General features: G+C 55.1%; 13 protein-coding genes. 5 read left to right on the top strand and 8 right to left on the bottom strand.

The annotated features are described in order from the left end of the window. Positions 1–193: 193 nt before the first annotated feature. Genes terL through AC2FIO_RS03535 form a run of 3 tightly spaced genes read right to left on the bottom strand, consistent with a single transcriptional unit; the run spans position 194 to position 3,501 of the window. Positions 194–1,684 carry a phage terminase large subunit gene (gene terL, locus AC2FIO_RS03525; RefSeq protein WP_496695661.1) on the bottom strand — a complete coding sequence of 497 codons (1,491 nt, stop codon included), beginning with the start codon at positions 1,682–1,684 and terminating at the stop codon, positions 194–196. Further along, positions 1,665–2,114, bottom strand: coding sequence for a DUF5681 domain-containing protein (locus tag AC2FIO_RS03530; protein ID WP_496695663.1), 450 nt, complete (start codon positions 2,112–2,114; stop codon positions 1,665–1,667). Before AC2FIO_RS03530 ends, terL begins: the two co-directional genes overlap by 20 nt. After that, entirely contained in the window at positions 2,107–3,501 is a 1,395-nt protein-coding gene (locus tag AC2FIO_RS03535) for a site-specific DNA-methyltransferase (RefSeq protein WP_496695665.1), read from the bottom strand. Before AC2FIO_RS03535 ends, AC2FIO_RS03530 begins: the two co-directional genes overlap by 8 nt. Before the next feature lie 447 nt (positions 3,502–3,948). On the opposite strand from AC2FIO_RS03535, the gene AC2FIO_RS03540 reads away from it, so the two are divergent. The 5 genes from AC2FIO_RS03540 to AC2FIO_RS03560 all read left to right on the top strand — a co-directional run bounded on the left by AC2FIO_RS03540 (position 3,949) and on the right by AC2FIO_RS03560 (position 9,291). Then, entirely contained in the window at positions 3,949–4,179 is a 231-nt protein-coding gene (locus AC2FIO_RS03540) for a DUF3489 domain-containing protein (protein WP_496695667.1), read from the top strand. Beyond that, complete coding sequence (locus AC2FIO_RS03545) at positions 4,176–4,592, top strand: DUF2924 domain-containing protein (protein ID WP_496695669.1); 417 nt, start codon at positions 4,176–4,178, stop codon at positions 4,590–4,592. Before AC2FIO_RS03540 ends, AC2FIO_RS03545 begins: the two co-directional genes overlap by 4 nt. Beyond that, entirely contained in the window at positions 4,589–6,268 is a 1,680-nt protein-coding gene (locus tag AC2FIO_RS03550; protein ID WP_496695671.1) for a recombinase family protein, read from the top strand. The genes AC2FIO_RS03545 and AC2FIO_RS03550 overlap by 4 nt, the downstream gene beginning before the upstream one ends. 672 nt (positions 6,269–6,940) lie before the next feature. Further along, complete coding sequence (locus tag AC2FIO_RS03555; RefSeq protein ID WP_496695673.1) at positions 6,941–8,311, top strand: KAP family P-loop NTPase fold protein; 1,371 nt, start codon at positions 6,941–6,943, stop codon at positions 8,309–8,311. Positions 8,312–8,544: 233 nt separating this feature from the next. Continuing rightward, positions 8,545–9,291: a hypothetical protein gene (locus tag AC2FIO_RS03560; protein WP_496695675.1), complete on the top strand. Its 747-nt coding sequence runs from the start codon at positions 8,545–8,547 to the stop codon at positions 9,289–9,291. A gap of 644 nt (positions 9,292–9,935) precedes the next feature. On the opposite strand, the gene AC2FIO_RS03565 is transcribed toward AC2FIO_RS03560, so the two are convergent. The 5 genes from AC2FIO_RS03565 to AC2FIO_RS03585 all read right to left on the bottom strand — a co-directional run bounded on the left by AC2FIO_RS03565 (position 9,936) and on the right by AC2FIO_RS03585 (position 13,895). Beyond that, entirely contained in the window at positions 9,936–10,160 is a 225-nt protein-coding gene (locus AC2FIO_RS03565) for a hypothetical protein (RefSeq protein WP_496695677.1), read from the bottom strand. A gap of 105 nt (positions 10,161–10,265) precedes the next feature. Then, a complete protein-coding gene (locus AC2FIO_RS03570; protein WP_496695679.1) occupies positions 10,266–11,273 on the bottom strand; it encodes a phage late control D family protein in 1,008 nt (335 codons plus the stop codon). Further along, positions 11,264–11,488, bottom strand: coding sequence for a tail protein X (locus AC2FIO_RS03575; protein WP_496695681.1), 225 nt, complete (start codon positions 11,486–11,488; stop codon positions 11,264–11,266). The genes AC2FIO_RS03570 and AC2FIO_RS03575 overlap by 10 nt, the downstream gene beginning before the upstream one ends. Next, the gene (locus AC2FIO_RS03580; RefSeq protein ID WP_496695683.1) at positions 11,445–11,864 is read right to left on the bottom strand and encodes a phage tail protein; all 420 of its coding nucleotides are present in this window, start codon (positions 11,862–11,864) and stop codon (positions 11,445–11,447) included. The genes AC2FIO_RS03575 and AC2FIO_RS03580 overlap by 44 nt, the downstream gene beginning before the upstream one ends. A 3-nt stretch (positions 11,865–11,867) precedes the next feature. Then, on the bottom strand, positions 11,868–13,895 hold the full coding sequence (locus AC2FIO_RS03585) for a phage tail tape measure protein (protein ID WP_496695685.1): 2,028 nt from the start codon (positions 13,893–13,895) through the stop codon (positions 11,868–11,870). Positions 13,896–13,968 lie beyond the last annotated feature (73 nt).

Genomic DNA, 13,968 nt, shown 5'->3' on the forward strand with positions numbered 1-13,968 from the left:
CTTCATATCCGCGGACTTAGTTACTTGCGTTTCTTTAGCTGCCAATGTTCGTGGCAAAGCAATTCCGCTTTGGGCTCAGAGCAGACCTTCGCTGCAATTAGCACCAACGTCAGCCTTGCGCTTCATCGCTGACGTATGAGTTCGAAGCCGTGATACCCAACCCCAGGTCGCTGGAAAGCGCTCTCGCGTGGCGTCAGAACCGCATGCGGTCTTCCCTTCTTGGTCGTTCGGGTCGATAGTTGCCTTGGCGGCGACCGGTGTAAGGATCAGTATCGAGGTATGTGCCTTGGCTTCGACGCATGTATTCGGCGAACTGGGTCAGAGCATCCACCTGATCATCTTTGAGAGCATCCGGAAACGCCAGCAGTTCCCTGCGGAACTCATCAAACCAGGGCTTGTCCGTGGGGATGACCAACTTGCCGGATCTAATCCAGTCGGTCTGTGGGATGAAGCGATCCAGCTTGCTGCTGACCACATTGACGGGCATGAAGACGCCTGCTGCGGTGCGTTTCAACTCATCAAGCAAGTGGATGCCCATCGCCGAGGACTCGATCAGGACTCTGTCAGCGCGCCATTGCTTGCGCAATCGAAGAACAGCGTTCCGCACCTCCGTATAGTTCGTTCGAGCCCGAAAGACGTCGAGTAAGTACCATCTTTCTTCATACGCATGCCAACCAAAGGTCAGCCCCACCGTAAAGTCCGAACGCGGACTATCCTTCGCCGCTGTATCCCAGCTCTGGACCCGCCGGACAAACACGCTTTCGTCCGGCAAGGTTTCCACCAGATGCAAATCGGACATTGAGAGAAATTCGTTTTCACCGTCTGTGGGGTTCTGTTGATACTGCGCCTGGAAAGCAAAATTGCCTATGTCGGCCTTGATCCGATCAAGAACCTCCTGCGGTTCCCGCTCTGGGTTCAACAAGTCCCCTGGCCGACGCTTCAGCACACTATTGTTGTAGAGCGAGATCTCTTCAGGGATCTCCGCGATCGACGGCAAACATAGATGGTCAAACGTGTCCTTTTCCAAAAGGTAGGCGGAGAAGTCATCCGGGTGCAATCGCTGCTGGATCGAGACAATACGGTCCGTGCGCTTGTCGTTCAGCCGTGAGAATAGGGTCTGGTCGAAGAAGTCACGCAACTCCTGCCGGTACGTATCGTGGCGCATTTCGGAGGGTTTACCCAGATCGTCGATGATAATGAGGTTTGCACCGAAGCCAGTGATACCTCCGCCAAGAGAGACCGATTTGCGCCCGCCTCCTTTAGTGGTTTTCATATGTTCGAACCGGTTGTGTTTGGGATCGACCTTCATCTTTGGAAACAGGCGCTGATAGAACCGACTGGTTACCAGCCGTCGAAACTGTTCGGCATGTTCGCGCGCCAGATCTTTGCCGTAACTGACAACAACCACTTTCTTTGCCGGATCGCGTCCAAGCTCAAAGGCTGGCAACAAAACAGATCCACAGATCGATTTCAGATGCCGAGGGGCTATCGAGATCATCAACCGTTGGCACTCACCAGAGGCCACACGCTGAAGGGCGTAACACATGGCCTCCAGGTAAGGGGCTCGGGCAAGCCTCTCACCCGGACACAAGATACCAAAACTGCCCGCAAGGAATGCGTAGAGGTTTTCACGCATCGCAGCCTCTGCCAGTCTTTTGCGATCATCAGAATTCAGGGCATTCATCGTCGATGCCTCCCTGGATGCTTGCAAAAAGCTGATCCGGATCGCTGCCAAACATATCCGCCAGCACTTCCAGGGCGGCCAGATCTGAACCGGAGTCGGCCGCTGATGCACCTTCGCCACCCGCCAACTCTGCAGCACGTGCCTCCTGAACCGCAGGCAACAGTTTGAGAACCCGGTCAATCGAACGCATCTCGCCCTTAACTGCCCCATTCACCAGCTGGCGCAGGATTGCTTCCAGCATAGTGACCTCGCGGCGTGATCCATTCTCGGTGATCGGGATTTTCCGAAAGAAGACTTCCTCAAGCATCGACCCAACATTCTTCGAGGCTTTCGGTCGTCCTTTCGGATTGCCGGATTGGCCTTTCTTGAATTGGGTCGCTTTGGGCGGCTTGCCGTAGCCCACCTCAAACTCTTTCGTATCGTCAGACATGATCCGCCTCCAGCTCTGAGGTGGCATTGGTTGCCGCAGAATGCGCATCGAACGTCTGGCCGGTCACCGCGTGCACGGCGTTCTCACCAGTCATCTCCTGCCAGCGGCGGATGGCGACATCGACATAGGCCGGGTCGAGCTCAATGAGCCGCGCCCGGCGCCCGATTTTCTCAGCTGCCAGCAAGGTCGCGCCGGACCCGCCAAAGGCGTCCAACACGACAGCGCCGCGATGGCTCACATCCATGATGGCATCTGCCACCAAAGCTGTCGGCTTCACCGTGGGATGATCCGCGAGATCCGCCTCGCGCCCTGCCCCAAAGCTGTTCACACCGGCATAATCCCAAACATTGGCTCGATTGCGCCCGTGTTTGCCCAGTTCGACATTGTTGATATGCGGCGCACCGGGCTTCTTAAAGATGCAAACCAGCTCGTGCTTAGATCGGTAAAGGCTGCCCATGCCTCCGTTCGTCTTGTTCCAGACGCAGAGATTGATGAGGTCCAATCCACCTGCTTTGCCCGCCGCAATCAGTTCTTCGATGTGACGCCAGTCCATACAGATCATCACGATACCTCCGTCCGGCAGATATACAATCAGCCGGTTGATCACGTCCGAGAGAAAGCCACGGAACTCGCTGTCCGACATTTCTCCGGACGCCATGGCAAACTCGCGGTGATCGCCACTGGCGCCACTGCGGACATGCCCATTGACCGGTACGTTGTAAGGAGGATCGGTGAAGACCATCTGCGGGCTCTCGCCATCCAGCAATGTGTCGTAGCTATGCGCTTGCAAGGCATCCCCGCAGAAGATGCGATGATCTCCAAGAACCCAAAGATCGCCCGGCTGCGTGATTACGGGTGCCGTAGGGTCCGGGGCCTCTACAGTCTCCGCTTCCGTCTCCGTGGCCTCGCCCGTACTATCGATGAGGATGTCGATCTCCGGTGCCTCGAACCCGGTGATATCCAGATCAAAGTCCAGTTCACCATCAAGGCTGAGGTCCGTCAGCTCGGCAAATTCGATCTGCAGCGCCGCTTCGTTCCAGTCCGACAGTTCCGCCAGCTTGTTATCCGCGATGCGCAAAGCACGAACTTCTGCATCTGACAGGTGACCCGCGACAACAGTCGGAACGGACATCAACCCCAGGGCCTTGGCGGCTTCATAGCGGCCATGGCCCGCAATAATAGTACCGCTAGCATCCAACAGGATCGGGGTGACGAACCCAAACTGGGCCACCGAAGCTTTCAGCTTGTCAATATTCTTGGCCGCGTGCACGCGGTTGTTGTTGGCGTAGGGCTTGATCTGGCTGATCTGGGATTGGATAACTTTTTCCGCCATCCAGATCGGCGCATTGGACGCCGTGGCGTCGCTCTGTGGTTTCTTGGCAGGCATATTCGCCCCCTTTTGCTTGGCGCCATATGGACGCCGAGATGGAGGGATCGCGTTGGAAAATCGGAGAGAGCACAAATCGCAACTCCCCGGACCTATCGATCCGAGACGTTGCTCCTTTGAATGCTCTCTGCGGAAACCTGTGTTTCCAATGAGTGCTGCCTGCGGGAGCAGTTTCCCGCCCTGATAGTCCGGGCGATTGGGTTGAATGTAGGCGCCATCACTACGATACGCAACCCCCAAACAAAAAGTAACCGATTAAGATTGTTGACGAATAATCGGGGGTACGGCAGCAACGCCCTGCAAAACACACCCCTCCAGAGCTCGCCCCAGAAAGCGCTGGACTGTTGCTGTGAACCACGCATCACTGAACCCACGCCCGAGCCATTCGGGCGCTCCTCAGTACCAGGGTTCGGCATTCCGCCAGCCCCGGATCAGAGGAGACAATACATGTCCAAATCCAAACAAACCAAAATCGACAAGGTGCAAGCCTTGTTGCGTCGCCCGAGCGGCGCCAGCCTTGAGGCGCTCTGCAAAGCAACGGGGTGGCAGCCTCATTCGGTCCGAGCAGCTATAAGCGGTCTGCGGAAAAAAGGCGTCACAATCGAACGGCGCGAATCCGACAAGTCACATGGTTTTTCCGCATATCACCTCACAGCAAACAAAGGCGGCGAGCCATGACCAAGACGAGCGATGTCGCCGATCTTGCCGCCATGGGTCGATCGGATCTGGTCACGCTTTGGGAGCAACTGTTTGATCAACCGGCGCCCGCCATGCTCAGCCAACCCTTCCTGCGCCGTTTTATCGCTTTTGAGATGCAGTCCCGCTGTCATGGCGGGCTACCCCGGCAGGTCAAAGCCACGCTGGAAAAGGGCTTTGAGAAGAAACTCCGGCCCACATGCCCTGCCCTAAAGCCCGGCGGACGCCTGTTGCGCGAGTGGAATCGCGTGACCCATGTTGTCGATGTGACAGAAGACGGCTTCAGTTGGAACAGTCGGTCCTATCGCTCGCTCTCGGCCATCGCCCGAGAGATTACCGGCGCGCATTGGTCGGGGCCGCGTTTTTTCGGACTCACCGGCAAGGGGGCCAAATGAGCCCGCGCCGCAAAATCAGATGCGCGATCTACACGCGCAAGTCCTCAGAAGATGGGCTGGACCAGGGTTTCAATTCGCTGGATGCGCAGTATGAGGCCTGCGCAGCCTATGTCGCCAGCCAGCGACATGAAGGCTGGACCCTGTTGGCCGAGCGCTACGATGACGGTGGCCTGTCGGGCGGCACCCTAGAGCGCCCTGCACTTCAGCGCCTTCTTGAAGAGATCGATGCAGGGCGCATCGACATGGTTGTGGTCTACAAGATCGACCGGCTGACCCGATCGCTCGCCGACTTCTCCAAGCTGGTCGACCGGCTGGAACAGGCGAACTGTTCTTTTGTGTCCGTCACACAAGCATTCAACACCTCTTCCTCCATGGGTCGGTTGACCCTGAATGTACTGCTGTCCTTTGCTCAGTTTGAACGGGAAGTCACCGCCGAACGTATTCGTGACAAGATTGCAGCGTCTAAGAAAAAGGGGCTTTGGATGGGTGGCAACCTGCCTCTCGGCTATGACCGCCACCCCGATCCAAAAGCAAGAACGCTGGTGGTGAATGAGGAGGAGGCCAGAACGGTCCGGCATCTCTTTGGGCTTTATGGCGGGCTGGGATGCCTGCGCAAAGTAGAAGAACGGGCAACAGCAGACAACCTGCGGTCGAAGCGGGTTGTTCGGGCGGATGGAAGCATAAAAGGGGATTGTCCACTGTCACGGGGTCAAATCTATTACCTGCTGCGCAACCCGGTTTATCTCGGAAAAATTCGCCACAAGGATAAGATCTGGGACGGGCAACACCCGGCGATCATCGACCAAGGCGATTGGGACCGGGTGCAAGAGAAGATGCGGCAGGCCTCCAATCGTTCTCGGGCACGCGGCGGCTCCGATACGCGCCAACATTCCAATGACCCCGGCGCCTGGCTCACCGGTCTGCTGCAGGACGAAACTGGTGATCGGTTGACGCCGACCCACACCACGCGCAAAGGCCGACGGTTGCGCTACTATGTCTCCAACAGACTGATCTCGGGCGGCAAGGATACTTCCGGCTGGCGACTGCCCGGCCCGGCGCTGGAAAACGCGGTCATTGATGTCATCGTCAGACATCTGCAAGACGCCGCCGCCGCGCACCAGATACTGGCGCAGCCGGAGGCCGGGTCAGCCGAGGCAGTTCAGACTTCAGTTGCCGATTTGGTGACCCGGCTCCAAGGCCAAGGCGGTCAGGTCGGCGTTGATATTCTGGCCCGCGGTGGAATTGCACGAGGACAGATCGACCTCGAACTGAACCCCGAAACCCTGGCAATCTTACTGGGCATCGCTGCAGATCTTATGCACACTGATCTCACACACATCACCGCGTCTTTCGATCTGCGCCGCCGCGGCGCCGAGGCCAAGGTCATCGCTGGAGACATGACACCCCAACCCGATCCCCACCTCAGGTCCATGCTGATCCGCGCCCATGGCTGGGCGCGCGATCTGAAAGCCGGAGTTCAGCTAATGGAAATTGCGCGCCGCGAAAGCGTCCCTGGCGCCTTCATCCGCACCCGCGCCCAGCTCGCCTTTCTCTCACCGAAGATTCAGGCCGCGATTCTCGACGGCACCCAGCCACCCGAACTTACACTCAAGCGTCTGGTCAGCGTGCCCCACCCACTTGACTGGGCTGAACAGGAACGCCTGTTCGGCTTTTGATAGCTCCAGATCCTGCGTCCCTGATGCAGGGTTCGCCCTCCCTGATCCGGCGGAACAATTCCCTGTTCCCGCGAGAAAATTCCCTGTTCCACTTTTTAGGGAATTTGCAACATAAACCTCTGAAAAACATGCAGTTCCGACAGGTGAAATGACGGAACTCAGACCTGTTTTGCAGAAATTCCCTGTAAATTGCAGGTTATCAGGGAAATCCAGCCCAAAGCGACCCCGCCAAAATGCGGCACTGAGACTGCGGCCGGAATTACGCTCTGAGTGTACGATCTGCTCCGTCTCTGATTGAATGCGCACGGGCCAACTCGCGGGAATTGCGGAACAATTCCGGGTCAGAAAACACAACTGAAGTGAGACAGGTATGAGTGGCGGGGAGACAGGGATTCGAACCCTGGGAACGCTCTCACGTTCAACGGTTTTCAAGGCTGGCGTAGATTGAGACCTTTCAAAACCTTAGCTACAAGATTTCCCACGACAAACCGTGAACAATGGTCGAACGTGGGAAACTGTTCTATGCGTTGATTTTACTGTAGCGGCAACGGAACAACTCGCTAACAACGTCTTGTCCGTGGAGGACCATACAAGGTTTAGTCGTCCCTTCCCCAACCATCTAAACAGCGATAACAATGCTATTAAATTAGAATACTAGGAAGATAATCAGGCATGAATTTAGAAGAACCCTGGGATGGCGATTTACTTGATTTTGGAAGTATCGGAACGGCATTCACCAACTTAGTCAAATCGATTGACTCCACCAAAGTAATATCCATTGAAGCTGGTTTTGGGAGGGGGAAAACTTTCTTTCGAAAGGCTTGGTCAAAGCATCTCAAACAAGCTGGTGAAGTTGTTGTTGAGGTGGACGTACTGCAATCAGATCACTCAGGTGATCCAGTCATCACGTTACTAGGAGCACTTGTAGAAGCTGTGCCCAATAAAAATGCTGACAAAGCACAAGAAGCGCTTCGTTCAGCAAAACGTATTGGTGCTGTCGGGGCAAGAGCTACAGCTCGAGTACTGCTTCGATCAGGAGCAGACGAAGTAATTGATCTGATTTCAGACAAAGCTATAGATGCCCTTGGCGAGTTTGATGCACTCGACGGCATCGTTAAGGACCTTGGCGAGGGTATGTCAAAAGCCGCCGGTCAGCTTATAGCCACCCAGATGGCCGCTGAAAAAGTTCGACGGGACGAATTACCTCAACAATTAAGCGCGCTTCGCAAGGCACTGGTACAAGATCAGGACACCGACCGAGTTGTAGTGTTGATTGATGAACTTGATCGCTGTCATCCTGACTACGCACTAGCGTTTCTGGAGGCAATGAAGCTGATTTTCGACCAGTCGGGATTTGTTTTTTGTTTGATGGTCAACGCGGACTATCTCGAACGACTTGCAAAGCATCAGTTTGGCTCACCTACAAATGATGAGAAGTATTTGGACAAGTTTGTAGATATACGCCTTGCTCTTAACCCTGAGAAAGAAACGTTCAAACAGGCAGTAACCGAACTGGCAAAAAACCTTCCGGTAGCGATACCTTTTGCTGATACTCCAGAATTTTCTTTGGATCATGCGGCGGCACTGGCAGGAGAGCTTTCTGAGCTTTCCGGTTTGTCGATGCGAAAGGTCAAGCGAGTATTGTTGAAAGTAGAAATGGCGTTACGCTGCTATTCTGATCGTCCGCTTGATACTTCATTGTTGGTTTTTCTAGCCTTCCAAGAAGTCTCCGAAACAGTACAACAAAATCAACTTCCAAGGGCCTTTCTAACCCCCGAAGAAGGTAAAAGAAGGTGGGAGAGCGATGAAAGTAGAGATCTAAGGGTCATGCTCGATGAAAGACAGCTCGGTGCGCAGATGAATTCCGTCATTCAAGACACTGCGCCAGAACTTCTTGAGCTTCCGCGGGATCGATACCAGGCGCCCGATGACAAGGACTACATGAATTGGGCATTGGTTTTCAGATTTCTGGCACCACACTATATCCCTTCCCATAAAAAGGTATTGAATGCCGTGGCTTCCGTTTTGGTCCCTGCCGATTAGTGGCGGCACGAGATGTTCCTACAACTGCTAACGCGAGACTCTCCATGCAGAGGATTTTGAATTCTAACGACTTTCAATAATTTCAGCACCTTATCCGTTTCTACTCACACAAACATACCAAGAACGGAACGTGAAAGTGTGAGTGGGCGCAATCAAACAAATTCGACGGTTTTGTTTTTTCGTATATTTGAGTACAGGATGAATTTAGGATTTTATTCAAAGGCATTTTGCGCATGGGCATCAACACGGCACCGGATGGTTGGAAGTGGTACGAAAAAATTATCGTGTACCTCTTGCTCTTAGCGTCGACAGTCGCATCAGGCTATTCTGTCTACTACTCCGGCTACCGAGGTAACAACCTCGAAGAAGCACGCTTGAAGATAGAGGAAGACTTACTGAAGATTCAAAAAGAAGCCCAACAGCAAACTGCGTCTCTTAACGAAATTGAACTAGCCTTAGGTGAGCAAGAGAAAACAAAGAACAGAATAGACCAGAGACTAAAGTTCTTGGAGTTGGTGCAATTAGCAAGCCCAAATGTTGAGGTTTTTGCGACATCTGCCTCAAGTTCTGCGTCGCACTCGGTCGTAAACTTCTGTTTCTTAAACCAGTCCAGTTTTTCCACTTTTGTAAGCACTGGGCAGATCGAAGTCCGGGGCGTTGGGCCATTGGGTGAAGACAAAGGGACGATCGAACCTTTTCTGTTTAATGACGACCCAAGTGTTGGGTTCATGACGCCACGCAGCGCATCTGGAAACTTGATTGCGTTCCGGCTTAAAGGTGTCGACCGAAGTAAGGAAAAATATAACATAACCGTGACCTTCAACTTTTCTACACCGGTCTATGTACAAAAGGAAATTCAGCTTCTTGCGACTGATATGAACATAGATATAGATGCGACGGCGTTTAAGCATACGGTCAGGCAAACCTTCTCCTTCTACGGTGGTTACTTTGAAAATGAGGAGTTCCGCAGTTGCGAATAACCTCTGCCTTCGGAGGGCAGCGCTAAACGCTTTGTTCGCGCCAAAACCCCTAATTGTTCCGATTTTTGACCCTTTTCCAACGGCTTCAAGACCGGGAAACGGCGGCTATCTCTGATAACGAGAAAGGCAACGCCGTACTCCAGCGACAAGTGTAAATCGAGTGCCACCGTTACAGACAAATCCACCGATTTATGGTATAATTTTCTTTTTTAGCAAGGAGATTAACGATGAAGGGTTTCGCGCATTTAGTTTTGATGTTCTCGATCAGTTTCGCTCTCGCCACACCTTCGGCAGCACAAACGCATCCATGCTGGAAGAACAACCAAGGACAAATTGTGGGTTATATGTTTAGCGATAATAGTATTTGTTTACCCAAGCCCACCGGAGAGGGCATAAACGACAACACACGTAGGGCGATGTACATTCGGTGCAGGGTCGAACTCGGCGGCGGAGATGAGTACACCGCAAACTGCTGTGACCATTTAACGTCAGCTCTAAGCCACGACCTCGGTGTTTGCGAACATCGATGCAACCCACCATGCAAACTCGATCGAGATATACAAATCGAAAAGACTCTTGGCTACTTGGAGTTAATCTCAAAATATACGGGATATTCAAACTAGCACCGCAACATAGTTGCTCTGCTACTTTTCGCGGGCCAACAGTGTTTTGATATCGTTTCGGATTTCTGAGAGATAATTGTTCGTCTGGTTTTCATGTCGAGACAGACGGGCGTGAACCGCGTCAATATCTTTCGCCGTCTCGGCTTTGATATCTCTGAAATTCTGCTCGAACTGGCGATTCCGCCATCTGGTCAGTGTCTGCCCGACCTCTACCCGAATGATAAAACCCAAAAGTAATACAGCCATCGGCCAAAGCAATTTGATCCACTCGACTATAGACATGCCTGCTCTTTCGTAATGGCGTTTCGTGCACCCTGCCCGACGTTCTTCGCCGTTTCCTCTGGCGGTTCCCTACTCTGGACGTTCAGCCCGCACGGCAGTCGTATAGCCAGCCTCCGAAACGGAATGTGACACGGATGCCACCAGCCAATCACCAGACGCGGCCGTGCTAAATCCTATCGGCACGACCTTGCCCTCGGCGACGATCGAGGGGTTGCCAGGCATTTCGAACTCTAGGGTTTCTTTTGCCCGGCTCGCGCGCCGCGCCTCGGATTCGGCAATCGCTCGGGCCTCGGCCTCAGACGCGAACCTCTGACGCAGACGCCGCACAGGCTCTTTGTCACCGATCTTGACCTCAATATCCTGTTTGAGTTTCAGATCCCGATACGTCGCTATCACTGTGCCCGCGACCTCGCCCAACCCACGCCGCATCGCCCATCGGGAAACGTCGCTTTCTAACAACGTCACGGTCGGTGTAGCGCCACCCGAGGCCTTCGTCGCGTCACCGCGCCGCCCAACGAACAGAACACCGCCGGCAGGCTTTGCCACGAGGTCGTGCGCTAATGCGATCCGCGTCAGAACCGAAAGATCGCTTTCGTCGAGCTGGTCAATATGCCCTAAGACGATCGACTTGGCCGCGTCAGTCACGCCCGCTTTCAGATTGTTTTCGCTGGCGATCGTTTGGACCAGCGCCCGCAATGTCATTCCAGCAGCCCAAGAGCGCGTCTTTTGCTGGTGAATGGGTGCCAGCCCGCCTTTGGTCTCGCCCTGCGCCTTTGCGCGCCCCACGATCGAGATATTGCGCGGTGGGCTGGATTCCTCGACTTCATCGGCCACAAACAAGCCCATGGACTTGAACTTGCCCAAGTAGCCCATGGCAATCTCTATCTCTGCCCCGGGCTCGGGCATGACGAACCGAGACGCCGGCGTCACATTGGCGAATGATACCTCAGCCGCATCCGACACAAACCCGGCAACGTCTGTAACTCGCACCGCCGAAAGCTGGGAAAACGCCAGATTCGACAGCGGCACGCCATCAACAACAACGCGCACCAATGGGCGAAAGTCAGTCAGCCCCATAGTTGTTCTGTCTCTTGTGCCGTTTCAGATAGTAGCTCTGGCAGCCATATCCGGACCCCGGCGTCAAGAACGGCGCCGCGTGCCGCAAGTCCCGGGTTGGCCTTAAGAACTGTTTCGACCTTTTCGACGTCTTCGCCGACGTAGTGGGCGCGGACGATCTGATCGAGGACGTCACCGTCCCGCGAGACGTAGTATTGATCTGGGGCCACCGTCATACCGTGCCATCCTCATTGTGAAATCCTGCCGTTGTGGAATGCCCTGCGCCACAAACACTGCTTGGCCCTCTGTGACGCCCTCGATCACCCAAAGCCCCAGCACGTCGCCAATGCCGGAAACCAGCGGGTAAGGGATGCCCAGCGCGCCTTGCGTCCGCATCTTTTTGACCTGGCTAAGCCCACCGCGAAAATGCGGATAGATCACGCCCTCAACCTCGATCGTCTCGGACCCAAGCCCCGTGAACTGTAGGGCGTCGTTTGTTCCAATCCGCGATTGCCGCGCCCAACGGTATTCCGTTGATCGGGTCAGGCTCTGATAGGTCGCCGTATCGATTTCGAACTGGAACGCCCCGAGCTGCATCATTACCTCGGCCATGATCTACCCCCCAAAGTTCCCAATGGCCCCGGCAGCGTCATACAGTGCGTTTTTGGACGCGCGCCGTTCTTCCTGTTTGATCTTGCGAATGACTTCCTCGGCAGAGGTGCCCTGCGCATAAATATGGTGTGTTATGTGCTGCACGACCCCGCCGGCGGTTTGGGCGGATGGTCGACTAGACGATCCGGACAGCAACGCATTCACTCGGGCTGCTCGATCAGCCAGGCGTTGGGTGTCGCGGTTATTTGCAATGTAGCCGGCTCGGTTCTCAAAGCGCATTTCTGCGCCCTTTTCTCCGACCATGATCGGACCCTTGGAAAAGGAGCCACCCAAGGCAAAGCGCCGATTTGGCCCCACCCCGGCCGGTGCTTGATCGGTGTTCGCGGCAGAACTGGAAACCTCGCCACCAAGCCCCAGACTGCCAAGTACCGACGCACCTTTTTCCTTGGTCCATTTCAGAACATCGACAACAGGCTGAACTTTACCCAATAGCCATTCGAACTTTGCCCCTATCCAGTCCAGAACAGAACCCAGAGACGATTGCAGCCCGGTCCACGCATCTCCGATCGCGGCGACGCCGTTGCTCAACCCGCCGATCAAAGGTTTGCCCGCGTTGTCCCAGAGCCAAAGGAACTTGTCGCCCATCCAGTCAATGACAGGTTTTAGGTATGGTTCGACCTTTTCCCAGTTCTGATAGATCAGAGCGGCACCGCCTGCGATCACCGCAATGGTCGCGCCAATCGGGTTCGCTATCATCGCAGCCCCTATGGCACGCACTACCCCGACCACTAGCGGCCCTGCCCCAACCAAGGCCAACATTGCCCGGCCGAGACTAAACACGGCCGAGCCAAACTTAACGACGGTCGCGATTGTCTTCCCGGCTAACACCGTGCCAATAATGACCCCGAAATTTTCCCAGCCGCCCACCATTTCCGCCGTCTTGCCGACAACGCTACCGGTCACCTCAAGAACGCTGCCGATCCCTTTTGCGACTTCCCCGACGATCGGCAAGGCGCGCTCGACGCCATCTGCGAAACTTTCCGCCCAGCGCTGCACGTCTTCCCGGTTGTCGACCAGCGTATCTCCGACCTTGCGCATGGCCTGCGTCACGACCGGTAGCAGCTCGGCCCCTACGGTGTTTTTCAGCCCCTTCATGACCAGTTGGGTATCAAGCAAGGTATCCTGAAACACCTCGGCCTCGCGCGCAGCCTTTTCAGACAGGACATAGCCCGTGCGGCGCGCATCGGATTGAAGCTGCTGCAGCCCTTTAGACCCGCCGCGCAACATGTTGATCATGCCAATACCCGACCGCCCGAAAATGTCGTTGGCAAGCGCCGCACGCTCAGCCGCGGTCTCGACCTTACTCATGCGATCCGCAATCAGGGCAAGTGCTTCATCTGGCGACAACTTGATAAGATCCTCGGCGGCCAGCCCGAGATCCTTCAACGCGTCTTTGGCTGTCCCCGTCCCCCCAGCGGCTTCGCCGAGGTTCTTCTGCATCTTCTCAAGCGCGTTATCGAACGCACCCGTCGCCACACCCGACCGTTCGGCCGCATAGCGTAGTTCCTGCAACTGAGTGGTGCCGATGCCCAGCTTGTCCGCTGTCTTGGCTACATCATCGCCGAGGCTTGCCGTTGAGGCCGCGAGCCCAAACACGGCCCCGCCTGCCAATGTAGCCCCGAGGGTTACCGCACGGGCGGTACGACCCACTTCTGACCGCATGTCGCGCCAGGTCGACCCGACACGACGCGAGGCGGCCGCTGCGTTGTTCCAACGCTCTTGCGCGCGGCGCAGATCCTTAAGGGTGCGTTCAAGCTTTTCGTATTCGCGATCGAGGTGTTCGACCGATTGGCCCTGCTTTTTCAGAACCTCGCGCTGACGGTCGAGTTCTTTCTGCCGGCGGGTCACTTCCTTGATGGAATCGCCAACTTGGCCAAGGCCGGATTTCAGAAAGCCGATGTTCTGCTTTACGGACTGTTCAAGAACAGATCCGATTGTGATCGTCGAACTGAGGCGCTGTTTCTTGCTCATTCTTTCGGCAACCCTTCAATCCACCACACAAAGCGGCTCACCGGCATTGCCAAGATTTCCGCTGCGCCCCAGC

This window comes from Ruegeria sp. CDSB086 (genome assembly GCF_059611065.1).

Coding starts and splice junctions, on each gene's coding strand:
- AC2FIO_RS03555 (WP_496695673.1), top strand. CDS start 6,941: ATGAATTTAGAAGAACCCTGGGATGGCGATTTACTTGATTTTGGAAGT.
- AC2FIO_RS03550 (WP_496695671.1), top strand. CDS start 4,589: ATGAGCCCGCGCCGCAAAATCAGATGCGCGATCTACACGCGCAAGTCC.
- AC2FIO_RS03575 (WP_496695681.1), bottom strand. CDS start 11,488: ATGACGGTGGCCCCAGATCAATACTACGTCTCGCGGGACGGTGACGTC.
- AC2FIO_RS03540 (WP_496695667.1), top strand. CDS start 3,949: ATGTCCAAATCCAAACAAACCAAAATCGACAAGGTGCAAGCCTTGTTG.
- AC2FIO_RS03535 (WP_496695665.1), bottom strand. CDS start 3,501: ATGCCTGCCAAGAAACCACAGAGCGACGCCACGGCGTCCAATGCGCCG.
- AC2FIO_RS03565 (WP_496695677.1), bottom strand. CDS start 10,160: ATGGCTGTATTACTTTTGGGTTTTATCATTCGGGTAGAGGTCGGGCAG.
- AC2FIO_RS03530 (WP_496695663.1), bottom strand. CDS start 2,114: ATGTCTGACGATACGAAAGAGTTTGAGGTGGGCTACGGCAAGCCGCCC.
- AC2FIO_RS03585 (WP_496695685.1), bottom strand. CDS start 13,895: ATGAGCAAGAAACAGCGCCTCAGTTCGACGATCACAATCGGATCTGTT.
- AC2FIO_RS03570 (WP_496695679.1), bottom strand. CDS start 11,273: ATGGGGCTGACTGACTTTCGCCCATTGGTGCGCGTTGTTGTTGATGGC.
- AC2FIO_RS03560 (WP_496695675.1), top strand. CDS start 8,545: ATGGGCATCAACACGGCACCGGATGGTTGGAAGTGGTACGAAAAAATT.
- AC2FIO_RS03580 (WP_496695683.1), bottom strand. CDS start 11,864: ATGGCCGAGGTAATGATGCAGCTCGGGGCGTTCCAGTTCGAAATCGAT.
- AC2FIO_RS03545 (WP_496695669.1), top strand. CDS start 4,176: ATGACCAAGACGAGCGATGTCGCCGATCTTGCCGCCATGGGTCGATCG.
- terL (WP_496695661.1), bottom strand. CDS start 1,684: ATGAATGCCCTGAATTCTGATGATCGCAAAAGACTGGCAGAGGCTGCG.